The 25424-nt window shown below is 60.8% G+C and carries 21 protein-coding genes; 20 read left to right on the forward strand and 1 reads right to left on the reverse strand.

Annotated features, from left to right (window positions below):
- Positions 1-288: 288 nt before the first annotated feature.
- The 17 genes from mraZ (at position 289) to lpxC (ending at position 19370) form a co-directional block, all read left to right on the forward strand.
- Positions 289-717, forward strand: a complete 429-nt coding sequence (gene mraZ, locus AC07RZ_RS11875; RefSeq protein WP_061534628.1) for a division/cell wall cluster transcriptional repressor MraZ — start codon at positions 289-291, stop codon at positions 715-717.
- A 10-nt stretch (positions 718-727) separates the two neighbouring features.
- Positions 728-1696, forward strand: a complete 969-nt coding sequence (gene rsmH, locus AC07RZ_RS11880) for a 16S rRNA (cytosine(1402)-N(4))-methyltransferase RsmH (RefSeq protein ID WP_494668058.1) — start codon at positions 728-730, stop codon at positions 1694-1696.
- Positions 1693-1965 carry a cell division protein FtsL gene (gene ftsL / locus AC07RZ_RS11885; protein ID WP_014007924.1) on the forward strand — a complete coding sequence of 91 codons (273 nt, stop codon included), beginning with the start codon at positions 1693-1695 and terminating at the stop codon, positions 1963-1965. Before rsmH ends, ftsL begins: the two co-directional genes overlap by 4 nt.
- A complete protein-coding gene (locus tag AC07RZ_RS11890) occupies positions 1962-3743 on the forward strand; it encodes a peptidoglycan D,D-transpeptidase FtsI family protein (protein WP_144739426.1) in 1782 nt (593 codons plus the stop codon). Before ftsL ends, AC07RZ_RS11890 begins: the two co-directional genes overlap by 4 nt.
- Positions 3740-5305, forward strand: coding sequence for a UDP-N-acetylmuramoyl-L-alanyl-D-glutamate--2,6-diaminopimelate ligase (locus tag AC07RZ_RS11895; protein WP_494668059.1), 1566 nt, complete (start codon positions 3740-3742; stop codon positions 5303-5305). Before AC07RZ_RS11890 ends, AC07RZ_RS11895 begins: the two co-directional genes overlap by 4 nt.
- Positions 5302-6708 carry a UDP-N-acetylmuramoyl-tripeptide--D-alanyl-D-alanine ligase gene (locus AC07RZ_RS11900; RefSeq protein WP_144739422.1) on the forward strand — a complete coding sequence of 469 codons (1407 nt, stop codon included), beginning with the start codon at positions 5302-5304 and terminating at the stop codon, positions 6706-6708. Before AC07RZ_RS11895 ends, AC07RZ_RS11900 begins: the two co-directional genes overlap by 4 nt.
- Before the next feature lies 1 nt (position 6709).
- Positions 6710-7879: a phospho-N-acetylmuramoyl-pentapeptide-transferase gene (gene mraY, locus AC07RZ_RS11905; protein ID WP_144739420.1), complete on the forward strand. Its 1170-nt coding sequence runs from the start codon at positions 6710-6712 to the stop codon at positions 7877-7879.
- 15 nt (positions 7880-7894) lie between these two features.
- A complete protein-coding gene (gene murD / locus AC07RZ_RS11910; RefSeq protein WP_494668060.1) occupies positions 7895-9427 on the forward strand; it encodes a UDP-N-acetylmuramoyl-L-alanine--D-glutamate ligase in 1533 nt (510 codons plus the stop codon).
- Positions 9424-10659 (forward strand): putative lipid II flippase FtsW, encoded by a 1236-nt coding sequence (gene ftsW / locus AC07RZ_RS11915; RefSeq protein ID WP_144739416.1) that lies wholly within the window; start codon positions 9424-9426, stop codon positions 10657-10659. The genes murD and ftsW overlap by 4 nt, the downstream gene beginning before the upstream one ends.
- An 8-nt stretch (positions 10660-10667) precedes the next feature.
- Positions 10668-11744 (forward strand): undecaprenyldiphospho-muramoylpentapeptide beta-N-acetylglucosaminyltransferase, encoded by a 1077-nt coding sequence (murG, locus tag AC07RZ_RS11920; RefSeq protein WP_494668061.1) that lies wholly within the window; start codon positions 10668-10670, stop codon positions 11742-11744.
- 9 nt (positions 11745-11753) lie between these two features.
- Complete coding sequence (gene murC, locus AC07RZ_RS11925) at positions 11754-13160, forward strand: UDP-N-acetylmuramate--L-alanine ligase (RefSeq protein WP_494668062.1); 1407 nt, start codon at positions 11754-11756, stop codon at positions 13158-13160.
- 30 nt (positions 13161-13190) lie between these two features.
- Positions 13191-14177 carry a D-alanine--D-alanine ligase gene (locus tag AC07RZ_RS11930; RefSeq protein ID WP_494668063.1) on the forward strand — a complete coding sequence of 329 codons (987 nt, stop codon included), beginning with the start codon at positions 13191-13193 and terminating at the stop codon, positions 14175-14177.
- A 65-nt stretch (positions 14178-14242) separates the two neighbouring features.
- A complete protein-coding gene (locus tag AC07RZ_RS11935; RefSeq protein ID WP_494668064.1) occupies positions 14243-15010 on the forward strand; it encodes a cell division protein FtsQ/DivIB in 768 nt (255 codons plus the stop codon).
- Positions 15011-15020: 10 nt separating this feature from the next.
- The gene (gene ftsA, locus AC07RZ_RS11940) at positions 15021-16253 is read left to right on the forward strand and encodes a cell division protein FtsA (protein WP_092397060.1); all 1233 of its coding nucleotides are present in this window, start codon (positions 15021-15023) and stop codon (positions 16251-16253) included.
- Between the two features lie 118 nt (positions 16254-16371).
- A complete protein-coding gene (gene ftsZ / locus AC07RZ_RS11945) occupies positions 16372-17547 on the forward strand; it encodes a cell division protein FtsZ (protein ID WP_014007911.1) in 1176 nt (391 codons plus the stop codon).
- Positions 17548-17786: 239 nt separating this feature from the next.
- On the forward strand, positions 17787-18293 hold the full coding sequence (locus tag AC07RZ_RS11950; RefSeq protein ID WP_144739410.1) for a peroxiredoxin: 507 nt from the start codon (positions 17787-17789) through the stop codon (positions 18291-18293).
- A 141-nt stretch (positions 18294-18434) separates the two neighbouring features.
- Positions 18435-19370 (forward strand): UDP-3-O-acyl-N-acetylglucosamine deacetylase, encoded by a 936-nt coding sequence (gene lpxC / locus AC07RZ_RS11955; protein WP_494668065.1) that lies wholly within the window; start codon positions 18435-18437, stop codon positions 19368-19370.
- Positions 19371-19424: 54 nt separating this feature from the next.
- On the opposite strand, the gene AC07RZ_RS11960 is transcribed toward lpxC, so the two are convergent.
- Positions 19425-19826 (reverse strand): hypothetical protein, encoded by a 402-nt coding sequence (locus AC07RZ_RS11960; RefSeq protein WP_236904444.1) that lies wholly within the window; start codon positions 19824-19826, stop codon positions 19425-19427.
- 153 nt (positions 19827-19979) lie between these two features.
- Between AC07RZ_RS11960 and AC07RZ_RS11965 the strand changes: the two genes are divergently transcribed.
- From AC07RZ_RS11965 to argJ, 3 genes are all read left to right on the forward strand, one after another.
- Positions 19980-20933, forward strand: a complete 954-nt coding sequence (locus tag AC07RZ_RS11965; RefSeq protein ID WP_092397052.1) for a M23 family metallopeptidase — start codon at positions 19980-19982, stop codon at positions 20931-20933.
- 197 nt (positions 20934-21130) lie between these two features.
- Positions 21131-23890 carry a preprotein translocase subunit SecA gene (secA, locus tag AC07RZ_RS11970; protein ID WP_494668066.1) on the forward strand — a complete coding sequence of 920 codons (2760 nt, stop codon included), beginning with the start codon at positions 21131-21133 and terminating at the stop codon, positions 23888-23890.
- 212 nt (positions 23891-24102) lie between these two features.
- Positions 24103-25341: a bifunctional glutamate N-acetyltransferase/amino-acid acetyltransferase ArgJ gene (argJ, locus tag AC07RZ_RS11975; protein WP_494668067.1), complete on the forward strand. Its 1239-nt coding sequence runs from the start codon at positions 24103-24105 to the stop codon at positions 25339-25341.
- The last annotated feature ends 83 nt before the right edge of the window (positions 25342-25424 follow it).

Raw genomic sequence — 25424 nt, forward strand, 5'->3', positions numbered from 1 at the left:
AAAATTACGGCAAACACATGTGTATATCTGAGAGCTGACATTTACATATAGCGCTAAGTCCTTCATTTATTTAGCAATTCAAAATAAGGGCACTCTCGGCCGATTGTGAGGTACCAGCGCTAAGTCATTGACTTTACTCGGATATCTTGCAATTGCAGGCAGCTAAATGGCTTGACCTAGAATAGTGCATCCTCTAAAGTGGGTGGAAGTGTGGAAAAGTGTTTTTTTGTGGGGCATTTTTACTTGCTGCCAGAGAATTTTTTCAAGATTGATTAAGGAGCGTGTGCGGTGTTTCAGGGGGCGTCAGCATTAAATCTCGATGCGAAAGGGCGGATGGCAGTGCCGTCCAAGCATCGTGACGCGCTCACCGTTCAGTGCGAGGGGCGCTTGACGCTCACCAAGCACCCGCATGGCTGCCTGCTGCTGTTTCCCCGTCCGACCTGGGAGAGCCACCGCGAACAGATCGCTGCGTGGCCGATGTCGGCGCGCGCCTGGCAGCGGATTTTCCTTGGCAACGCCTCCGACGTCGAGCTTGACTCCGCCGGCCGGATCCTGGTGGCGCCGGAGCTGCGTTCGGCCGTCGGCCTGACGCGCGAGGTGATGCTGCTGGGCATGGGAAGCCATTTCGAGATTTGGGATGCAGCCAAGCTGGCTGAGAGCGAGTCGCAAGCAGTTGCGGCTGGCATGCCCGAAGTGTTAAGCAATTTTTCGTTCTGACGGGCCGGCCATGAGTGAACCAGTGGTGCCCGAGTTCCAGCACCGCACCGTGTTATTGGATGAGGCTGTCAGTGCGTTGGCGATCGTCGGTGCGCGTGCGGACGGCATCTATGTCGACGGTACTTTCGGCCGCGGCGGCCACAGCCGCAAGATTTTGCAGAGCCTGGGGCCGCGCGGCCGCCTGATCGCTTTCGACAAGGATCCGCAGGCCATCGCTACCGCGGCCGAGATTGCCGATCCGCGTTTCGAGATCGTGCACGACAGTTTTGCGACGATGGCGCAGGCATTGCAGGAAAGAGGCATACAACAAGTCGACGGAGTGTTGCTGGACCTGGGCATCTCGTCGCCGCAGGTGGACGACGCCAGCCGCGGATTCAGTTTCCGCGCCGACGGCCCGCTCGACATGCGCATGGATACGACGCGCGGCATGTCGGCAGCAGCCTGGCTGGCAGTCGCAGATGAACAAACAATCGGAAAGGTGGTACGTGATTATGGGGAAGAACGGTTTGCTGTTCAGATTGCAAAGGCGATTGTTGCTAGCCGGAAAGTCCAGCCCATTACTGGCACACGACAGCTTGCCCAGATCGTGGCAAACGCCGTCAAGACCCGCGAGAAAGGCAAAGACCCGGCCACTCGCACCTTTCAGGCTATACGGATTTTCATCAATCAAGAGCTTGAAGAACTCGAGATAGTACTGGATCAGGCATTTCGGCAGATGGCCCAGCAAGGGAGATTAGTCGTGATCAGCTTTCATTCGCTGGAAGATCGGATCGTCAAGCAGTTCATGGCTTCCAAGGCCAGGCTGCCGCAGCCCGACCGTCGCCTGCCGATTCGCGCGGTTGACCTGCCGCAGCCGGAACTGAAGCTGGTGGCCAGGATCAAGCCGTCCGACACCGAAGTCGCCGACAATCCGCGCGCGCGCTCCGCCATCATGCGGGTCGGCGAGCGCCTGGCCGCACCTGCCGGAGTCCAGCCGTGAGCGGGCGCCTCAATTTTGTCCTGGCCCTGGCGCTGGTGCTATGCGCATTGGCGCTGGTCAACGCCCAGTACCAGGCGCGCCAGCTGTTCATTGAACTGGAACGGGCCGCCAGCCAGTCGCGCCAGCTGGACATCGAATGGGCCCAACTGCAACTTGACCAGTCGACGCTGGGCAAGAACGCCAGGATCGAAGCCAGCGCCACGCGCGACCTGAACATGGTGCCGCTGACTGCTGCCCGCACCCAATACCTGACGGTGGGGGAAAAATGACGCGTAATCCCCCGCGCAGCTCGCACACAGGACGGATTGCCGCCGGCAAGGGAGTGCCGTTTTCGGCCAGCCCCATGCTCAAGGTCAAGCTGCCGGCATGGCGCTCGCGGGTAGTCTTGTTCGCCATGTTTGCGGCCTTCCTGGCGCTGATCGTGCGCGCTCTGTGGCTGCAAGGCATTTCCACCGATTTCCTGCAGAAGCAAGGCGCTTCGCGCTATGCGCGCACCCTGGAGCTGCCGGCCACGCGCGGCAAGATCACCGACCGCAACGGCCAGGTGCTGGCATCTTCGGTGCCGGTCAAGGCGATCTGGGCGATTCCCGAAGATGTGCAGGCCGCGCCGAAAGAAAAGCTGCAAGCGTTGGCGAAACTGCTCGACATGAGCTACGCCGAACTCAGCAAGAAACTCGATTCCGACCGCAATTTCGTCTACCTCAAGCGCCAGGTAGAGCAAGACGTTTCCGACCAGATCGTCAAGCTTGGCATCGACGGCATCGAGACCCGCAAGGAATACAAGCGCTTCTATCCGGAAGGCGAGGTGATGGCGCACGTGGTCGGTTTTACCAATGTGGAAGACGCCGGCCAGGACGGCATGGAATTGTCGCAGCAGAAAAACCTTGCTGGCACTACCGGCAGCCGGCGCGTCATCAAGGATCGCCTGGGCCGCATTGTCGAGGATATCGAAGCGGTCAAGGAACCGCATGACGGCAAGGACCTGGTGCTGTCGATCGACAGCAAGATCCAGTACATCGCGTTTACCCAATTAAAAGAAGCCGTGGCCAAGAGCAAGGCCAAGGCGGGCGGCATCGTCGTGGTCGACGCCAAGACCGGCGAGGTGCTGGCGCTGGCCAACCTGCCCAGCTATAACCCGAATGACCGCTCGGTGCTGACCGGCGCGCAATTGCGCAACCGCGTGATGACCGACACCTTCGAGCCGGGCTCGACCCTGAAGCCGTTTACCGTGGCGCTCGCACTCGACACCAACCGGGTGCAGGCCACCACCACCTTCCAGGTGCCCGACAAGATGACCATCGGCACCGCGACCGTGGGCGATTCCCATCCGCATCCGGTGTGGACCATGAGCGTTGCGCAGATCATCCAGAAATCCTCGAATATCGGCACCGCCAAGATCGCGCTGCAAATGCCGGCAGAGGAAATGTGGGAAATGTTCACCACGGTCGGCCTCGGCCAGCAGCCGAAATTCGGCTTCCCCGGCGCTGTCGCCGGCCGGGTGCGTCCTTTCAAGTCATGGCGGCCGATCGAACAGGCCACCATGAGCTACGGCCATGGCATCTCGGTATCCCTGATCCAGATGGCGCACGCTTACACGATCTTTGCGCGCAACGGCGACCTGATCCCGCTGTCGTTCCAGAAAGTCAACGATCCTCCGGTCGGCCAGCGCGTGGTTTCTGAAAAGACCGCGCTCACCATGCGCGCCATGCTGGAGCGGGTCACCGCACCGGGCGGCACTGCGCCTAAAGCGCAAGTGCCGGGTTACCGCGTGGGCGGCAAAACCGGCACCGCCTACAAGATAGAAGGCGGCAAATATGTCAAAAAATATATCGCCGATTTCGTCGGTTTTGCACCGGCTTCCGACCCGCGCCTGATTATTGCGGTGATGGTGGACGAGCCTAGCGTCGGTTCGCATTTCGGCGGCGATGTGGCGGCACCGGTATTCGCGACGGTTGCGGCGAATGCCTTGCGGGCGCTGAACGTGTCGCCGGATTCCACCGTCACCGACATCATCATCCCGACCGACGGTCCGCAGGAGGGCTTGTGACGAAGCCTAAGCTACAGCAGTTGCCAGAAATCCAGCAATGGCTGGACAGCGTTGCCCCGGCAGGTGCGGAGTTGGTGTCGGACTCGCGCAAGGTGAAAGCCGGCGACGTGTTCTTTGCCTATCCGGGCGATGCCGCGGATGGCCGCGCCTATATTGCACAGGCGCTGGAAAACGGCGCCTGCGCGGTGTTGTACGAGAAAGAGAAATTTGCCTGGGACACAACCTGGCGCGCTCCGCATCGCGCAGTGAGCGGGCTCAAGCAGCTCAGCGGCGAGATCGCCCACGGTTATTACGGCCAGGCGGACCAGGGCATGCTGGTGGTGGCCGTCACCGGCACCAATGGCAAGACTTCGTGCAGCCAATGGCTGGGCCATGCGCTGTCGCACCTGGGCCAGGCTACCGGTGTGATCGGCACCCTGGGCACAGGGATCTATACACAAGGCGAGCGCGGCGAATTCGAGGAAACCGGCAACACCACGCCGGACGCGCTGCTGCTGCAGCAAACGCTCAACGGCATGCGGCGGCAAGGCGCGACCGCACTGGCGATCGAAGCATCGTCGATCGGCCTGGAGCAGGGACGCCTGAACGGCTTGCATGTCGACATCGCCCTGTTCACCAATTTCACGCGCGATCACCTGGACTACCACGGCGACGAGCAGCACTACGAAGCCGCCAAGCGCATGTTGTTCGACTGGCCCGGACTGCAGCACGCGGTGATCAATCTCGACGACGCCATGGGTTTGCGCCTGGTGAAGCATCTGGCGCAGAAGCAACCGGCAATTCCGGTGATCGGCTATAGCTGCGAGGAACTGGAAGCGCCGTCGGGCGTTTCTGAGGCCGGGGCCCCGGCGGCCGGCGCCCCGGTGCTGCGCGCCTCGGCGATCCGCACCAATGCCAACGGCACGGCGTTCCATGTCGATTCGCCTTTCGGTTCGGCGCAAGTCAAGACGCAGCTGGTGGGACAGTTCAATGTCAGCAATGCACTGGGCATCCTGGGCGTGCTGCTGGCAAAAGGCGTGGCTTGGGACGCCGCGCTGAATGCGATTGAACTGTTGGTTGCGGTGCCGGGTCGAATGCAGCAGTTCGGCGGCCAGGACGCGCCGCTGATAGTGATCGATTATGCACATACCCCTGATGCGCTGGAAAAAACCTTGAATACCTTGCGGCAAGTATCGCAGCAGCGCAATGGCGAGTTGTGGTGCGTATTCGGTTGCGGCGGCGATCGCGATCCAGGCAAGCGGCCGCAGATGGGCGCCGTGGCGGAACGCGCGGACCACGTCATCGTCACCAGCGACAATCCCCGCAGCGAAGAACCCGCCGTCATCATCAGCCAGATCCTGGCCGGGATGAAAGCGCCGCAGGCAGCGCAGGCGCTGGAAGACCGCGCTGCCGCGATTTTATGGGCGGTGCGGCATGCGGCCAAGGCCGACGTGGTCTTGCTGGCAGGCAAAGGACATGAAACTTACCAGGAAATAAAAGGAAAGAAATTGCCGTTTCTAGATGCCGACCATACCGCGCTGGCCCTGGCTGCGCGCGCCACGATGAAAGGCGGCAGCATATGAAGACTTCATTGCAGCAATTGCAATCGTGGCTGGGATTGCCGCCGGCAGGCGCCGCCAGCCAGGTCGCGCTGAACGGCTTGTGCACCGACAGCCGTGCGGTGACGCCAGGTTCACTGTTTGTCGCCTTGCGCGGCGAGCGCTTCGACGCCCATGATTTCCTGGAGCAGGTAGTGGCCCAGGGCGCCGCTGCAGTGGTGGTGGAGCGCGACCCAGGCACGCTGGCGGCGCCGGCGCTGGTGGTAAGCGACACCAGGGCTGCGCTGGGCAGGATAGGACAGTGCTGGCGGCAGCAATTCACGCTGCCCCTGATTGCCGTCACCGGCAGCAACGGCAAGACCACGGTAAAGGAAATGATTGCCGCGATCCTGGCCGCGGCTTTCGGCGTCGACAAGTCGCTGGCGACACGCGGCAATTTCAACAATGAGATCGGCGTGCCGCTGACCTTGCTGCGGCTTGAAGCCGGCCACCAGGCCGCCGTGATCGAGCTTGGCATGAACCATCCCGGCGAAATTGCGCTGCTGACGGCATTGGCGGAGCCGACGGTGGGGCTGGTCAACAATGCCCAGCGCGAGCACCAGGAATTCATGGCCAGCGTGGCGGCGGTGGCCGAGGAAAACGGCAGCGTGATCCGCGGCCTGCCGGCCAGCGGCATCGCGGTGTTTCCGGCTGACGACCCATATACCGGCCTGTGGCGCGGTTATGCCGCCGGCAAGGCCGGCAGCATCAGTTTCGGCCTCACGCCTGATGCCGATGTCAGCTGCAGCTACGCTAGCGCGGCGCATGGTTTCGGCAGCGACCTGATCGTTACCTTCGCCACCGCGGGAGGTCCGCAAATATTTGCATTGCAGCTGGCTGCCGCCGGCGAACACAATGTGCGCAATGCGCTTGCCGCGATCGCCTGCACCCTGGCGATCGGCGTCGACGTCGCGGCGATCAAGCGCGGCCTGGAAACATTCGTGCCGGTCAGCGGCCGCCTGCAGCGCAAGCTGGCGACAGTCGCCGGCTGCGCCGGGGCGCTGGTGATCGACGACACCTACAACGCCAACCCGGATTCGGTGCGGGCCGCCATCGATGTGCTGGCGCAAGCAGGCGCGCCGCGTCTGCTGGTGCTGGGCGACATGGGCGAAGTCGGCAACGAAGGCAGCAAGTTTCACCAGGAGATCGGCGCCTACGCGCAGCAGCGCGGCATCAGCCGGCTCTTCACCCTGGGCGAGCTGGCGGCCGACGCCAGCGCTGCCTTCGGTCCGCAAGCACAACACTTTAACGACATCGCAGCGTTGCTAGCCGCGCTCGATGCGACCATGACGCCGGACACCACGGTGCTGATCAAAGGGTCGCGTTTCATGAAAATGGAACGCGCTGTCCAGCACCTGGCCGGTACAACATCTGAGGGGATTCACTAACATGCTGCTATGGCTGGCACAAAATTTCCAGCAGGATTTCAGTTTCCTGCGCGTCTTCAACTTCATCACGTTTCGCGCCGTGTTCGCGACGTTGACGGCGCTGATGATCGGCCTGATCGCGGGACCTGGCGTGATCCGCATGCTGGCGCGCCTGAAGGTAGGCCAGGCGGTGCGCACCGACGGTCCGCAGACGCACCTGATCAAATCCGGCACGCCGACCATGGGCGGGGTGCTGATCCTGATTGCGATCGGCATTTCGACCTTGCTGTGGAGCGACCTGGGCAACCGTTTTGTCTGGATCGTACTGGTAGTGACGCTGGGTTTCGGCACCATTGGCTGGGTCGACGATTACCGCAAGGTGGTCTACAAGGATCCGAACGGCATGCGTTCGCGCGAAAAGTATTTCTGGCAATCGGTGATCGGCGTCGTCGCCGCGATCTACCTGGCGTTCTCGGTCTCGGCGCCGAACAATACCCAGGTCTGGGACCTGTTCGTAGCCTGGGTCGAATCCGGCTTCAGCCTCGACCTGCCGCCCAAGGCCGACCTGATCGTGCCTTTTTTCAAGACCATCAGCTATCCGCTGGGGGTCTGGGGTTTCATGGCCTTGACCTATTTTGTCATCGTCGGCACCAGCAATGCGGTCAACCTGACCGATGGCCTGGACGGCCTGGCGATCATGCCGACCGTGATGGTAGGGGCCGCGCTGGGTTTGTTCGCCTACCTGACCGGTAACGTCACTTTCGCCAAATACCTGCTGATCCCGCATATCCCGGGCGCCGGCGAACTGCTGATTTTCTGCGGCGCGATGGCCGGCGCCGGCCTCGCTTTCCTTTGGTATAACGCCTATCCGGCCCAGGTATTCATGGGCGATGTCGGCGCACTGGCCTTGGGCGGCGCCTTGGGCACCGTAGCAGTCATCGTGCGGCAGGAAATCGTGCTGTTCATCATGGGCGGTATTTTCGTAGTCGAAACTTTATCGGTCATGTTGCAGGTAGTGTATTTCAAGTACACGAAAAAACGTTTCGGCGTGGGTCGCCGGGTATTGCTGATGGCGCCTTTGCACCATCACTATGAACAAAAAGGCTGGAAAGAAACGCAGGTTGTGGTGCGCTTCTGGATCATCTCGATGATGCTGGTGCTGTTTGGGCTTTCAACTCTGAAGTTAAGGTAGGCAGGTAAGGCGGGAATGGACTATACGGGTAAACATGTTCTGGTATTAGGGCTTGGAGAATCGGGCCTGGCATCCGCATTGTGGCTGGCGCACTGCGGTGCGACGGTGCGCGTGGCGGATACGCGCAGCGCGCCGGAACGCTTGCCGCTGCTGCAACAGGCGATTCCGGCGGTGGAATTCTTCGGCTCGGGCGAGGGTTTTGACGCCAGCCTGCTGGACGGCATCGATTTTGCCGTCACCAGCCCCGGCCTGGCGCCCGCCGGCGAGCTGAAGGAAATCCTGTCGGCGGCGACCGACCGCAACATCCCGGTATGGGGTGAAATCGAAGTGTTTGCGCAAGCCCTGGCGGCATTGCGCGAGAGCCGCGCATATGCGCCGAAAGTCATCGCCATCACCGGCACCAACGGCAAGACCACGGTCACCAGCCTGATCGGCCTGCTGTGCGAACGCGCCGGCCTGACGGTGCAGGTGGCCGGCAATATCAGCCCGGCCGCGCTGGACGTATTGCGCAGCGCGCTGGAAAAAGATGCTTTGCCGCAGGTCTGGGTGCTGGAGCTGTCCAGCTTCCAATTGCATTCAACCTGCAATCTGCAAGCCGATGCGGCCACCATCCTGAATATTACCCAGGACCACCTCGACTGGCACGGCGACATGGAGTCTTATGTCGCCGACAAGGCGCGCATTTTCGGTGCCGATACGGTACGGGTGCTGAATCGCGACGATCCTTTGACAATGCAGTTCAATAACGGCAACAGCATCAGTTTCGGCTTTGACGAACCGCTGGACGGCGATTGTTTCGGCCTGGTGAGCGACAACGGCATGCAATGGCTGTCGGTGGCGGTGCCGGGCGACGAAGAGGAACGCGCCGCAGACGGAAACAGGAAGCGGCGCAACAAGAAAGAACAGCTGGCCTTGCTGCCGGTTTCGGTGAAACGCCTGATGCCGGCCGACGCGCTGCGGATCCGCGGCCGCCACAATGCAGCCAACGCGCTGGCCGCGCTAGCCTTGTGTCGCGCCATCGATTTGCCTTTTGCGCCGCTGCTTCACGGCTTGCGCGAGTATCACGGCGAACCGCACCGGGTCGAACTGGTGACGACGATTGGCGGCGTGGAATACTACGACGACAGCAAAGGCACCAATGTCGGCGCCACGGTGGCGGCATTGAACGGATTGGGACGCGGCTGCGACGGCGACGGCAACGCCAGTCGCCTGCTGCTGATCGCCGGCGGCGAAGGCAAGGGACAGGATTTTGCGCCGCTGGCCGCGCCATTGGCCGCCTATGGCCGCGCATTGCTGCTGATCGGCCGCGACGCTCCAGCGATCCGCGCTGCGGTCGAAAAACAGGCAGCCGGCATCGCCATGATCGATTGCGCGACCTTGGAAGAGGCGGTCGCGCGTGCCGCCGAACTTGCGCACGCGGGCGATGCGGTATTGCTGTCGCCGGCTTGCGCCAGCTTCGACATGTTCCGCAATTACGCCCATCGCGCGCAAGTATTCGTCGATGCCGTACGTGAACTGGCCTTGTCGCGTGGCGAGGTCGGGCTATGAAATTCGCCTTTCCATCATTTTCAGGCAAGCCGGCGGACCAAGCGCCGGCGCGGCCGCGCACGCTTGATAGCCAGAAACCTGGCGTCCAGCGTTCGAAAATGATGGAGTACGACCAGCCGCTGGTGTGGGTGGTCGTGCTGCTGATGCTGTTCGGGCTGGTGATGGTGTATTCGGCTTCGATCGCGCTGCCGGATTCACCCAAGTATTCGAATTACACGAATGGCCACTTCCTGGTGCGGCAAGCGATCTTTATCGCCGTTTCGCTGCTGGCAGGACTGGTGACGTTCCGCATCCCGATTGCCACCTGGCAGCGCTGGGCGCCATACCTGTTCGTGGTCACCTTGATCCTGCTGGCGATGGTGCTGGTGCCGGGCCTTGGGCGCGGCGTCAATGGCGCCAAGCGCTGGCTGTCGTTCCGCGTATTCAATTTGCAGCCATCGGAATTGATGAAACTGTTCATTGTCCTGTATGCCGCCAACTACACGGTGCGCAAGCAGGAAGTGATGCACAAGCTGACCAAGGGATTCCTGCCGATGACCGCCGCGGTCGGGCTGGTCGGCCTGCTGCTGATGCTGGAGCCGGATCTCGGCGCGCTCGGCGTGATCGTCTGCATCGCGATGGGCATCCTGTTCCTGGGCGGGATCAACGGCGTCTGGTTCGGCGGCATAGGGGCGATGCTGGCCGGCATGTTCACGCTGGTGATCTGGCTGTCGCCATGGCGGCGCGAGCGGATCTTCGCATACCTGAATCCATGGGCGGAAGAAAATGCCCTGGGCAAGGCTTATCAGCTGTCGCATTCGCTGATCGCCTTCGGCCGCGGCGAACTGTTTGGCGTCGGCCTCGGGGCCAGCGTCGAGAAACTGCATTATCTGCCGGAAGCGCATACCGACTTCTTGCTGGCGGTAATCGGCGAAGAACTCGGATTTGCCGGCGTGCTGGTGGTGGTCATGCTGTTTTACTGGATCATCAAGCGCTCCTTTGAAATCGGCCGCCAGGCGATCGCCATGGACCAGACTTTTGCCGGCTTGACCGCCAAGGGCATAGGGATCTGGATCGGTGTCCAGACCTTCATCAACATGGGCGTCAACCTGGGTTTGCTGCCGACCAAGGGCCTGACCTTGCCGCTGATGAGCTACGGCGGTTCCGGCGTGCTGATCAATTGCGTCGGCCTGGCGATCCTGCTGCGCATCGATTACGAAAACCGGGTTCTGATGCGCGGAGGCCGGGCATGAAACCGGGTATGAAACATTTATTGATCATGGCCGCAGGCACCGGCGGCCACATATTTCCCGGCCTGGCGATTGCCGACACCATGCGCGCGCGCGGCTGGCAAGTGAGCTGGCTGGGCACTACCCACGGCATGGAGCGCGACCTGGTGCCGCAGCACGGCATCGAGATGGACCAGATCACTTTCTCCGGCTTGCGCGGCAAAGGCCTGGCGCATACCTTGCGCGGCGTGTGGCGCTTGCTGGCGAGTTTTCCAGCCTGCTTCCGCATACTGGGCCGGCGCCAGGCCGACGTGGTGTTGGGCATGGGCGGCTATGTGACGGTGCCGGGCGGAGCGATGGCGCGCTTGCGCGGCGTGCCCCTGGTGCTGGTGAATGCCGATGCGGCGTTGCTGTTGTCGAACAAGACCTTGACGCCGCTGGCGCAGCGGGTGCTGTTCGGATTTCCGGCCGATTTCGGCCGGGCCGCCAGCAAGGCGCTGGTCACCGGCAATCCGGTGCGCAAGGAAATCCTGGCGCTGCCGCTGCCGGCAGAACGCTATGGCGGCCGCATCGGTCCTTTGCGTTTGCTGGTGGTGGGCGGCAGCCTGGGCGCGAAGGCGCTCAACGATTGTTTGCCGGCGGCGCTGGCCCTGATCCCTGCCGACCTGCGGCCCAGCATCACGCATCAATCCGGCAAGCAGCATATCGATGCCTTGCGCAGCGCGTATGCGGCAGCCGGCGTGACAGCGGAGGTAGTGGCGTTCATCGACGACATGCCGCGTCGTTATGCCGACGCCGACCTGGTGATTTGCCGCGCCGGCGCGATCACGATTTCGGAATTGACGGCGGCCGGCGTCGCCAGCGTGCTGGTGCCGCTGGTGGCGTCGACCACATCGCACCAGCGCGACAATGCGCGCTGGATGGCGACGCAGAAAGCGGCGATCCATTTGCCGCAGACAGATTTGAGCAAAGAGCGCCTGGCCGCCTTGTTGACGCGGATCTCGCGCCAGGACTGCCAGACGATGGCGCAGGCAGCATATGAAAACGGCCGGCGCGACGCCAACCAGGCGATCGCGCAGGTTCTTGAAGAATTGGCAGGTGCGCAGTGAGTGACGACCATGAAACATAAAGTAAAAAATATCCATTTCGTAGGCATCGGAGGCAGCGGCATGAGCGGCATCGCTGAAGTGCTGCTCAACCTCGGTTATACGATTTCCGGCTCCGATCTCGGCGACAATGCCGCGACGCGGCGGCTGGCCGGCCTCGGCGCCAAAGTCAGCCGTGGCCACGCAGCCGCGAATATCGACCAGGCGCACGCGATCGTGACATCGACGGCGGTGCAGGCCGATAACCCGGAAGTGGTCGCTGCGCGCGAAAAACATATCCCCATCGTGCCGCGCGCGGTCATGCTGGCGGAGCTGATGCGGCTCAAGCGCGGCATCGCGATTGCCGGCACCCATGGCAAGACCACCACCACCAGCCTGGTGGCGAGCGTGCTGGCGCAGGGAGGCCTCGATCCGACTTTCGTGATCGGCGGCCGCCTGACCAGCGCCGGCGCCAACGCCAAGCTGGGTTCGGGCGATTTTATCGTGGCCGAAGCCGACGAATCGGATGCATCGTTCCTGAACCTGTCACCGGTGATCGAAGTGATCACCAACATCGATGCCGATCATATGGATACTTATGATCACGATTTCGGCAAGCTGAAGCAGGCTTTTGTCGAGTTCACCCAGCGCTTGCCGTTTTATGGCGTGGCGGTGCTGTGCATCGATGACGCCAACGTGCGCGAAATCATGCCGCAGATTTCCAAGCTGATCACCACCTACGGTTTCCACGCCGACGCCGATGTGCGCGCGATCGACGCCAAGGCCGTCGCCGGCCACATGCAGTTCACGGTGATCCAGAAGGGTTATGCGGCGATGCCGATCAGCCTGAACCAGCCCGGCATGCACAATGTCCAGAACGCTTGCGCCGCGATTGCGATTGCGCGCGAGCTGGGCGTCGCCGATGCCGCGATCCAGCAGGCGCTGACCGAATTCAACGGCGTCGGCCGCCGCTTCACGCGCTACGGTGAAATCAAGCTGCAGGACGCCGCCGGCAAGGCAAACGGCGAATTCGCCCTGGTCGACGATTATGGCCACCATCCGGTGGAAACCGCGGCGACCATTTCGGCGGCGCGCGGCGCGTATCCCGGGCGGCGCCTGGTGCTGGTGTTCCAGCCGCACCGCTACACCCGTACCCGCGACCTGTTTGAAGATTTTGTGAAAGTGCTGTCCACGGTGGATGTGCTGGTGCTGGCGGAAGTGTACGCCGCCGGCGAAGCGCCGATTGTCGCCGCCGATGGACGCGCCCTGGCGCACGCCTTGCGGGTGGCTGGCATGGCTGAGCTGGTATTTGTGGAAGATATCAATGACATGCCGGCGTCGGTCTTGAATCTGGTGCGCGACGGCGATGTAGTGATGACGATGGGCGCCGGCTCGATCAGCGGCGTGCCCGGCAAGCTTGCGCAGCTGGTAGAGCAGTAAAAAACAGTCAGACCAAATATCGAGATACAAATGAGCAAAAAAATGGTGGCCAATCAATTCGGAAAAGTCGGCGTGCTGTTCGGCGGACGTTCAGCCGAGCGCGAAGTCTCCAACATGTCCGGAGCGGGCGTGCTGCAGGCGCTGAAAAGCCGCGGCGTCGACGCCCATCCTTTCGATCCGGCACAGCGCAGCCTGGCGGAACTGGCGGCGGAAAAGTTCGACCGCGTGTTTATCGCCCTGCACGGCCGCTATGGCGAAGACGGGACGTTGCAAGGCGCGCTGGAGCAGCTCGGCATTCCTTACACCGGGCCGGGCGTGATGGCGTCGGCGATCGCGATGGACAAAGTCATGACCAAGCGCATCTGGCAAAGCATGGCTTTGCCGACGCCGCGCTTCATCGTGCTGGATGCGCACAGCGCGACCCGCGAAGAGTTGCGCCAGGTGCCGGACGTGCTGGGCTTGCCGCTGATGCTGAAAGCGCCGCATGAAGGGTCGACCATCGGCATCAGCAAGGTCGTCGGTTATTCCGACATGAACGAAGGGTTTGCCCTGTGCGCCAAGTTCGATGAAAAAGTGCTGGCGGAAGAATTCATCGCCGGCCGCGAGCTGACGGTGCCGGTGCTGGGCGCCGGCCGCAACGCGCGGGCTTTGCCTATCGTCGAGATCCGCGCACCGGAAGGCAATTACGATTATCAGCACAAATATTTTACCGACGACACCAAGTACCTGTGTCCGGCGCCGCTGGATGAGGCATTGACCCAGCGCATACAGTCGCTGGCGGTACAGGCCTTCAACGCGATCGGATGCGAAGGATGGGCGCGGGTCGATTTCATGCTGCGCTCGTCCGATAACGAGCCGTTCCTGCTGGAGATCAATACCTCGCCGGGCATGACCGGCCATTCGCTTGTGCCGATGGCGGCCAAGGCGGACGGCGTCAGCTACGAAGACCTGTGCGTCGACATACTGAAGTCGGCTTCGCTGGACCTGAAGCCGTCGAAAGACTGGAAACCGGACTGATCCGGGCGGAATACAGAAAGCGTGAATAGAAAACCTTAACGATCCAAGCGATAAAGTCGATAACCATGTGGCAAGACATCAAAATGTTGAACGCAATCTCCGGCACCTTGCTGGGACTGGCTGCGCTCGCATTGCTGGCGTCAGGCGTCTGGTGGCTGGCGCAGCGTCCCATGTTCACGCTGAAGACGATCAGGATCGAGGGGGCGGGGCAGAGCGAACTGCGGCGTGTCAATCCATTGATCATCCGCGCCAGCGCGCTGCCTCGCATCAAGGGCAATTTTTTCACCGCCAACCTGGATACGGTGCGCAGCGCGTTCGAATCGGTGCCCTGGGTGCGCAAGGCGGCGGTGCAGCGCGAATGGCCGGACACGCTGATCGTGACGGTGGAAGAGCACCAGCCGCTGGCGACCTGGGACGACGACGGCCGCTTGCTGTCGGTGTACGGCGATTTGTTTACCGCCAACCTGGACGAGGCGGAAGAGGATGGCGAGCTGCTGCGCTTGTCGGGCCCGAAAGGCAGTGAAAAAGATGTGACGGCGCGCCTGGCGGATTTTCGTGCCTGGTTTGCGCCGCTGAAGCTGAACCCGGTAGAAGTGGATTTATCGAGTCGTTATGCGTGGACCGTAAAACTGGACAACGGCATGACGGTGGAGTTGGGGCGTGAGCAAAACAAGAACACGCTGAAAGACCGCGTGGAACGACTGGTGCAGATTTATCCGCAACTGCTGTCGCGTTTGCAGAACCGGATCGAGAGTGTGGATATGCGGTATCCGAATGGCTTGGCGCTGAAGGTGAGCGGTTTGTCGGCCGGATTGGGAAGCAAGAAAAAATAAGCGAAACACTATGACAAAAGACGCAAAAAACTTGATCGTCGGCCTCGACATCGGCACCTCCAAAGTGGTGGCCGTGGTAGCCGAGGTATTGTCCGACGGGCGCCATGAAGTCATCGGCCTGGGCCAGGCTGAGTCCAAGGGGCTGAAAAAGGGCGTGGTGGTGAACATCGAAGCCACCGTCGAATCCATCCAGCGCGCACTGGAAGAAGCGGAGCTGATGGCCGACTGCAAGATCCGCAACGTGTACACCGGGATCGCGGGCAGTCATATCCGCAGCTTCAATTCCAGCGGCATGGTGGCGATCAAGGACAAGGAAGTCAGCGCGGCCGACGTCTCGCGCGTTATAGAAACGGCCAAGGCGGTCAACATTCCTACCGACCAGCAATTGCTGCATACCGTGCCGCAGGAATTTATTGTCGACAGCCAGGAAGATGTGCGTGAACCAATCGGCATGAGCGGCATCCGACTGGAAGTCAAGGTGCACATCGTCACCGGAGCGGTTTCGGCGGTGCAGAACATCGTCAAGTGCATCCGGCGCTGCGGGCTGGAAGTGTCGGACCTGACCTTGCAGCCGCTGGCCTCGGCCGATGCAGTGTTGACCTCGGACGAGAAAGAGCTGGGCGTGGTGCTGGTCGATATCGGCGGCGGCACCACCGATGTGGCGGTGTTCACCGAAGGCGCGATCCGGCATACCGCGGTGATCCCGATTGCCGGCGACCAGATTACCAACGACATCGCGATGGCGCTGCGGACGCCGACCAACGAGGCGGAAGAAATCAAGTTGCGCTACGGGGTGGCCAAGCAGATCCTGGCCGATCCGGGCGAGACGCTGGAAGTGCCCGGCCTGGGCGACCGCAATCCGCGCACCCTGTCGCGCCAGGCGCTGGCGGCGGTGATCGAACCGCGCGTCGAAGAGCTGTTTGCGCTGGTGCACCAGGTGGTGCGCGAGTCGGGTTACGAAGAAGTGCTGTCGAGCGGAGTAGTGCTGACCGGCGGCTCCGCGATGATGCCCGGCATGATTGAACTGGCGGAGGATATTTTCCTCAAGCCCGCCCGCCTGGGAACGCCGGATTATCGCGGCCAGCTGGCCGACGTGGTGCGCAGCCCGCGTTATTCGACTGTGCTGGGTTTGCTGCTGGAAGCGAAGAAGCAATACCTGCGCGGCTACATCGTGACACGCCAGGAAGGTTCGGCGAAGGCGATCTGGCAGCGCATGAAGGAATGGTTCCTGGGTAATTTTTAAGAACTTTAATACGAGATTTGTTTTTAACGTTGTTTGTGCAACACGCAGTTGTCAGTTGCTAGGCCTCACACAGCGTGATGCCTATTGACTGGATGCTGCATCTTTATGAGGAAATATCATGGAAATCGATATGCTTGACAATGCAACTTTGGGCACCGTGATTAAAGTTGTCGGCGTCGGTGGCGCCGGCGGCAACGCGGTCCAACATATGATCAACAAGGGTGTCTCGGGAGTGGAGTTCATCGCTGCCAACACCGATGCGCAGGCGCTTAAGCAGTCGAAGGCGCACAACGTGATCCAGATTGGCGAGACCGGCCTGGGCGCCGGCATGAAGCCGTCGGTGGGTCGTCAGCTGGCCGAGGAATCGCGCGGCCGGATTGAAGACGCATTGCGCGGCGCGCACATGGTGTTCATCGCCGCCGGCATGGGCGGCGGCACCGGCACCGGCGCTGCGCCGGTGGTGGCGCAGATCGCCAAGGAACTGGGCGCGCTGACGGTGGCGGTGGTGTCGAAGCCGTTTTCATATGAAGGCCAGAAGTGCATGGACATCGCCGATGAAGGCCTGGAAGCCCTGTCCCAGCATGTCGATTCGCTGATCATCATTCTCAACGAAAAGCTCGAAGAGATTTATGAAGACGACAGCATGATGGAATGGCTGCAGCATGCCGACGACGTTCTCAACAACGCTGTTGCGGGGATCGCCGAAATCATCAATGTGCCTGGCCACATCAACGTCGACTTCAACGACGTCAAGACCATCATGGGCGAACAAGGCAAGGCCATGATGGGGACCGCCACGGCATCCGGCGTCGACCGCGCGCGCCTGGCTGCGGAGCAGGCAGTCGCCTCGCCGCTGCTGGACGGCATCGACCTGTCCGGCGCCCGTGGCGTGCTGGTCAACGTTACCGCCAGCCGCAGCCTGAAGGGTAAGGAAATCAAGGAAGTGATGGCGACCGTGCGTGCGTTTGCGGCGCCGGATGCTTCGATTGCCCAAGGCATTGCCTACGACGAAACCATGGGTGACGATATCCGCGTCACCGTGGTGGCGACCGGCCTGGGCCGTGCGCGCAAGGCAGTGCAGCTGGTGCAGGCGCCGATGATGCGTACCGGTACCCACAATGAGCCGATGATGCACGGCCAGGCTTCGGTGGGACACGGCAGCTCTTCGTTCGAAGGCATGAAGGCGCCGGCGGTATGGCGTCGCGAGTCGGCTTCCGATACGGTGCGGGCTTTGGAAAAGAACGGCATGGAAACCTACGACATTCCGGCTTTCCTGCGCAAGCAAGCTGACTGAGCCTAGGCTGTCGTGAGCAATAATGATGGCGGGTGCTGATACCCGCTATCATCGCCGGCGTCCTGCATGAATTTGCGGAACAAGGCATACTGCGGGTTCCACGCCGCGTCGACAGGCGCGGCGTTTTCTTTTGTACTTTTGTAATATCCGCTAACCTCCAGTTCCTCCGAAAATCCGGCATGTGGCTCAGTTCCGTGCTGCATTTTTAGAGGCTTCATCATCCAGACAAGGACTTAATCATGACCATCAAGATCGGCGATAGCCTGCCGGAAGGCAAATTAGCAGAATTCATCGAAACCGAGACCGAAGGCTGCGCGCTCGGACCAAATTCGTTCAATGTGAGCGAGCTGGTGAAGGGCAAGAAAATCGCCTTGTTCGCAGTGCCGGGCGCTTTCACGCCGACCTGCTCCGCCAAGCATTTGCCTGGCTACATCCAGCACGCGGCGGAATTCAAGGCCAAGGGCGTCGATGAAATCTGGGCGATTTCCGTCAATGATGCGTTCGTCATGGGCGCCTGGGGGCGTGACCAGAAAGCCACCGGCATCGTGCGCTTGCTGGCTGACGGCAACGCCGATTTCGTCAAGGCGCTGGGCCTGGATGCCGACTTCGGCAAGTTCGGCATGGGCGTGCGCTCGCAGCGCTTCTCGGCGCTGGTCGAAGATGGCGTGGTCAAGCAGCTGAACGTGGAGCAGGGCGGCAAGTTCGAAGTGTCCAATGCAGAAACCCTGTTGGCGCAACTGGCGTAACAGCTGGCAATTGTCGGTAAACAAGGCGGCGCCCCAGGGCGCCGCTTTTGTGTGCGCGCAGAAACACCTGGCCGTGTTTTTTACCCCACAGTGATTACACATCGCTACAGAATAATTATCAGTCAGACTTATAATGTCATCATGTTGAAACAACGCACCATCAAAAAAATTGTCAAGACGACAGGCATTGGCGTCCATTCCGGCACCAAAGTCGAGCTGACCCTGCGCCCGGCGGCCGTGGACACCGGCATCATTTTCCGCCGTGTCGATATTGACCCTGCTGTCGACTTCCCGGCCAAGGCCACCGAAGTCGGCGATACCCGCATGGCCTCGGTGCTGGTCAAGGATGGCGTGCGCGTCTCGACCATCGAGCATTTGATGTCGGCCTGCTCGGGACTGGGCATCGATAACCTGTATGTCGATGTGACGGCCGAGGAAATCCCGATCATGGACGGCTCGGCGTCGTCATTTGTGTTCCTGCTGCAGCAAGCCGGGCTGGAAGAACAAAACGCCGCCAAGAAATTTGTCCGCATCAAGAAATCCGTCGAAGTGCGTGAAGGCCAGGGCGACCGCGAAAAATGGGCGCGGCTGGATCCTTGCAACGGTTTCAAACTGAAGTTCTTTATCGAATTCAATCACCCTGCGGTGGATGGCACCGGCCAGACTGCGGAAGTCGATTTCAGCATCCAGTCGTATGTGAAAGAAGTGGCGCGCGCCCGCACTTTCGGTTTCATGCAAGATGTGGAAACCATGCGCGGGCTGGGGCTGGCGCGCGGCGGTTCGCTGGAAAACGCCATCGTGATGGATGAGTACCGCATCCTCAACAGCGACGGTTTGCGCTACGAAAACGAATTTGTCCGCCACAAGATCCTGGACGCCATCGGCGATCTGTACCTGATCGGCCATCCGCTCCTGGCCAGCTACACCGCCCACAAGTCGGGCCATGGCTTGAACAACCAGCTGCTGCGCGCGCTGTTGGCGCAGCCGGATGCGTATGAGGTAGTCAGCTTCGATGAACTGGCCGAAGCACCGGGCGCCTACCAGCGCCAGGTCGGGCAGGAATGGGCTTTGAATTAAGGGTTTATGTATAATGCCATTTTTGCAAGATGGCGTTTTCTTGGCTGTGGCGGTTTATTTCTTGTCGCTATAGCGCCTGACCATCGCAGCGATAGCATTTTTCAGCGCTTCGTTTGCAGCCGATGGCTCCAGTTCTTCCATCAACGAAGAGAATGCCGAAACAGCTTTGGATGAAAGTAATGCCTGCTTGACAGCAGGCGCTTTCATTAGGTTTTGGCTTACTTGCACTTTGATTCGGATTGCATTAATCTGCCAATTTCCTGCCAGCAATTGGTTTTGCAGGCGTGGCAGTTGCTGCTTCAGTTTGCTGGCCAGGGCCGCGTTGGGCGCTGACAGTACCAGCTGCCCGGCTTCGCATTGCAATACTTCGCAGGTACTGAACATGGCAGGCAATTCGGCGGCGCATTGTTTTTGCAATGCCGCCATGCGTGTGACAGCGGGCAGCAAAGCCGCCATCTTGTCATTCCCCCGTAAGAAATCGGCAACGGCTTTTTGAGTTTGAGGCCTGGAACCCGTTGTCGCTGGCCGGTAAGAAGAAGGTGAGAGTCTACGCATGATGGTGAAACCATATCACACCTGTGACCCGCTCAGGGCGTCACCGGAGCTGCAATGCAGGTAATTCTGTTGCACCCGCGTTTTAATCGCGCAAAATCCATCACCCTAGGCGCCAAGCACATCATCCTGATGATCGCCGGTTTTTTACTGGCGGTATTGCTGGCGACCGGACTATTGTATTTCCTCACGGCCCGCTACGCGGTTGGCTTGCCGTTTGCCGGCAAGGCGCCCGGCAACTCCGTGGCCGGGGTGCAGGATAAAGACAAGTACCTGAAGGAAAACCTGGCGGCGATGGCCATCAAGCTCGGTGAAATGCAGGCGCAGCTGATGCGCCTGGACGCCTTGGGGGAGCGGGTCCAGGGTTTGGCCGGCGTCAAGCCGGAAGAATTCAATTTCAAGGAAGCGCCGGGACGCGGCGGCGCCGAATCGAGCAGCCTGTACGACAGGCGCTCGCACGACATGAGCATGAGCGAATTCCAGCAGGCGCTGGACGCCATGTCGCGCGACGTGGGTTATCGCACCGATTACCTGAACGTGGTCGAAACCGTACTGATGAGCGACCGGATCAAATCCAAGCTGTTGCCAACCAACCAGCCGGTCAACGTCAACTACAACTCTTCCAGTTTCGGCTGGCGGCTCGATCCTTTTACCGGCCGCAGCGCATTTCATGAAGGACTGGATTTCCCGGCCTCGGTCGGCACCAACATCGTCGCCGCCGCCGCGGGCGTAGTGATTGCCGCCGAATACCATCCGCAATACGGCAATATGCTCGATATTGACCACGGCAACGATATCATCACCCGTTATGCGCATGCATCAAGGCTGCTGGTCAAAGTGGGCGACATCGTGCAGCGCGGCCAGCACATTGCCGATATCGGCACCACCGGACGTTCGACCGGGCCGCACCTGCATTTCGAGGTAAGGATCAAGGGCGTGGCGCAGGATCCGCGCAAGTTTCTGAATGCCGGCACCGACTTGGCGAAAATGGCAACATTGGCAGGGAAGTAATGGATGTTGTTGTAATGCAAGCAGGATAGGCTGGAAGCGGGCACAATTTGCGCAACTTGCTATTGTTTCCTGGCGCATAACCCCAATGTGTCGGGGACTGCATGATAAAATTCTCCGATTATTTAGCCACAGCCCGGTTTCGGGGCCATCCACAAGATGCCACGGAATGCCGCCGGCGCTTTTTTTAGAATCCAAGCATGTCATTACTGACCCAGATTTTCGGTAGCCGCAACCAGCGCCTGCTTAAGCAATATAAAAAAGTCGTCCGACAAATTAATGCACTTGAACCGGCGTTCGAAAAACTGTCCGATGCTGAGCTGCAGGCGAAAACGCCGGAGCTGAAGCAGCGCATTGCCGACGGCGAAAAGCTTGATGCCTTGCTGCCGGAAGCTTTTGCCGTCTGCCGCGAAGCCGGCAAGCGCGTCTTGAAAATGCGCCATTTCGATGTGCAGCTGATCGGCGGCATGGTGTTGCATTACGGGAAAATTGCCGAAATGGGCACCGGCGAGGGCAAGACGCTGATGGCGACATTGCCGGCCTACCTGAATGCGCTGTCCGGCAAGGGCGTGCACGTGGTGACCGTCAATGACTACCTGGCGCAGCGCGATGCCGAATGGATGGGGCGCCTGTATGGCTGGCTGGGCCTGACGACCGGGGTTAACCTGTCGTCGGTAGAGCATGACGCCAAGCAGGTGGCTTATGCTGCCGACATTACATACGGCACCAACAACGAATTCGGTTTCGATTACCTGCGCGACAACATGGTGTACGACGCCGCTGACCGCGTGCAGCGCACCTTGAACTTCGCCATCGTCGATGAAGTCGATTCGATCCTGATCGATGAAGCGCGGACGCCGCTGATCATTTCCGGCCAGGCTGAGAATCATACCGACCTGTATTACAAGATCAATGAAGTGCCGCCGCTGCTGACTCAGCAGATCGGCGAAGAAACGCCGGACGGCAAGGGCAAGGTTGAAGTCCCTGGCGATTACACCAAGGACGAAAAAGCGCACCAGGTCCTGCTGACCGAAGCCGGCCACGAAAAAGCCGAGCAGATCCTGACCAACATGGGCCTGCTGGCAGAAGGCGCGTCGCTGTACGACGCTGCCAACATCAGCCTGATCCATCACCTGTACGCAGCATTGCGCGCGCACTCGCTGTACTTCAAGGACCAGCATTACGTGGTGCAAAACGGCGAAATCGTCATCGTCGACGAATTCACCGGCCGCATGATGACCGGCCGTCGCTGGTCGGACGGCTTGCACCAGGCGGTGGAAGCCAAGGAAGGCGTCAAGATCCAGAACGAGAACCAGACGCTGGCCTCGATCACGTTCCAGAACTATTTCCGCATGTACGGCAAGCTGGCCGGCATGACCGGCACTGCCGATACCGAAGCCTACGAATTCCAGGAAATCTACGGCCTGGAAACCGTGGTGATTCCGCAAAACCGGCCGAACCAGCGCAAGGACCGGCAGGACCAGGTCTACAAGACTTCGCAGGAAAAATACAATGCGATGCTGAAGGATATCCAGGATTGCTACGAGCGCGGGCAACCGGTGCTGGTGGGCACCACCTCGATCGAAAACTCGGAATTGCTGTCCGGGATCCTGACCAAGGCCAAGCTGCCGCACAACGTGCTGAACGCCAAGCAGCATGCGCGGGAAGCGGAAATCATCGCCCAGGCAGGCCGTCCGCAAGCAATCACTATCGCCACCAACATGGCCGGGCGCGGCACCGACATCGTATTGGGCGGGAATGTCGAGAAACAGATCCAGTTCATTGAAGCCGACGACGCGCTCAGCGACACGGAAAAACAACTGCGCTCCGACAAGCTGCGCGACGAGTGGCAATCGCTGCATGACCACGTGGTCAATGCGGGCGGCTTGCATATCGTCGGCACCGAGCGGCATGAGTCGCGCCGGGTGGATAACCAGCTGCGCGGCCGTGCCGCGCGCCAGGGCGATCCGGGTTCATCGCGTTTCTACCTGTCGCTGGACGACGCCTTGCTGCGCATTTTTGCCGGCGACCGCGTGCGCGCCATCATGGACCGGCTGAAAATGCCGGAAGGCGAGCCGATCGAGGCTGGCATCGTTTCGCGTTCGATCGAATCGGCCCAGCGCAAGGTAGAGGCGCGCAACTTCGATATCCGCAAGCAGCTGCTGGAATATGACGATGTCGCCAACGACCAGCGCAAGGTGATCTATCAGCAGCGTAACGAGTTGCTGGAATCGCAAGGCGTTTCCGAGACGGTGGCGTCGCTGCGCGAAGGCGTGCTGGACGACACTTTCCGTACCCATGTACCGGAAGAATCGCTCGAAGAACAATGGGATATCCCAGCGCTGGAAGCCGCCCTGGCCAACGACCTGCATCTGGAAGTGCCGCTTGGCGAGATGCTGAAGTCAGAGCCGAACCTGACCGATGAGCAGCTGCTGGAGCGCGTGCTTGCCGCTGCCAATGCTTCCTATGAGGCCAAGACTGAAATCGTCGGCAAGGAGTCGTTCGCCGGCTTCGAACGCAGCGTCATGCTGCAAAGCGTCGACAGCCACTGGCGCGAACACCTGGCGGCGCTCGATCATCTGCGCCAGGGGATCCACCTGCGCGGCTACGCACAAAAGAATCCGAAGCAGGAATACAAGCGTGAAGCGTTCGAGCTGTTCGGCCAGATGCTGGACCTGATCAAGAACGAAGTGGTCAAGGTAGTGATGACGGTGCGTATCGAAAACCGCGAGGAAATTGCCGCGGCTGAAGAGGAAATGGCGCAGTCCCACGTGGAAAACGTGCATTACCAGCACGCCGACTTCGATCCGAGCGCGGCGCCGGAAGCCTTGCTGGCGCCCACCGCGCATAGCGATGATTCGCAGCAGCCGGGCAGCAGCGTGCCCAAGGTCGGCCGCAACGATCCGTGCCCTTGCGGCAGCGGCAAGAAATACAAGCAGTGCCACGGCCAATTGATGTAAACGCCAATGGCAGGCAGCAAGTTAAAGCAGGGCGGGGAAACCCGCCCTTTGCTTTTGTTGCGGCAGATGTGCACGCGGTCTCCGCATTACCCGTTAATACCCCTTAAAATAAGCACCTGGATTACCTGCCGGTCCGCTGGACCGGGCGATCCGACACCCATTAATTTCGGCATACCAGCGCCGCCAACATCTCTACCTAGTTAAGGATTCTCATGGCCGTCAATTCCCCCATTCCTGTCGCCGCTGACCTGTTGCCTGTGGCCGGCATCGAGCTTGGTCACGCCGAAGCCGGCGTGCGCAAAGCGAATCGCAAGGATTTGCTGGTGATGAAACTGGCGCCGACGGCGACGGTAGCCGGGGTGTTCACGCAAAACCGCTTTTGCGCCGCGCCGGTGCAGGTGAGCAAAGCGCACCTGGCCGCTGCCGAGATTTCCGGCGAGCCTATCCGCGCGCTGCTGATCAATACCGGCAACGCCAACGCTGGCACCGGCGAAGCCGGCCTGGCGGCAGCCAACGCTACTTGCGACGCGCTGGCGGAGTTGCTGGGCTGCCACGCTGCGCAGATCCTGCCGTTCTCGACTGGCGTGATCCTGGAGCCGCTGCCGGTGGAGCGCGTCACTGCCGGCCTGCCGCAGGCGATACAGAATCTGCAAAGCGACAACTGGTTCAATGCCGCCGAGTCCATCATGACCACCGATACCCAGCCGAAAGCCGCTTCGCGCAGCCTGGTTATCGCCGGCAAGAAGGTGACGCTGTCCGGCATCAGCAAGGGCGCCGGCATGATCAAGCCGAACATGGCGACCATGCTCGGTTTCCTGGCGATCGACGCGAAAGTGGCGCAGCCGGTGCTGGAAAAGATGGTGCGCCAGGCTGCCGACCGTTCGTTCAACTGCATCACCATCGACGGCGATACCTCGACCAACGACTCGTTCATGCTGATCGCCACCGGCGCCGGCGAGCTGGAAGTCGGCAGTGTCGACAGCCCCGAATATGCCGAGCTGGCGGCGGCCGTCACCGATATCTCGCAGCATCTTGCGCAGATGATCATCCGTGACGGCGAAGGCGCCACCAAGTTCATCACGGTCACCGTGGAGCAAGGGCAGAGCGTTGCCGAATGCCGCAAGATCGCTTATTCGATCGCGCACTCGCCGCTGGTCAAGACGGCTTTCTTCGCTTCCGACCCGAACCTGGGCCGGATCCTGGCGGCGATTGGCTATGCCGGCGTCGACGACCTGGATGTCAGCAAACTGGACCTGTACCTGGATGACGTGCTGGTTGCCAAAAACGGCGGCCGCAATCCTGAATACCAGGAGGCCGACGGCCAGCGCGTCATGAAACAAAGCGAGATTACGGTGCGGGTGCAGCTGGCGCGCGGCGATGCCGAGGCGACTGTCTGGACTTGCGATTTGTCGCACGATTACGTATCGATCAATGCCGACTATCGTTCTTGAGCGGATGGTTTTCCGGGGAAAATGCCTTCCAAGGCCGGTTGCCGGCCAAGGCGGCGCATTTGCTCCGACAAATAATATTCACC

This window comes from Collimonas sp. GW821-FHT07E08 (assembly GCF_059418905.1).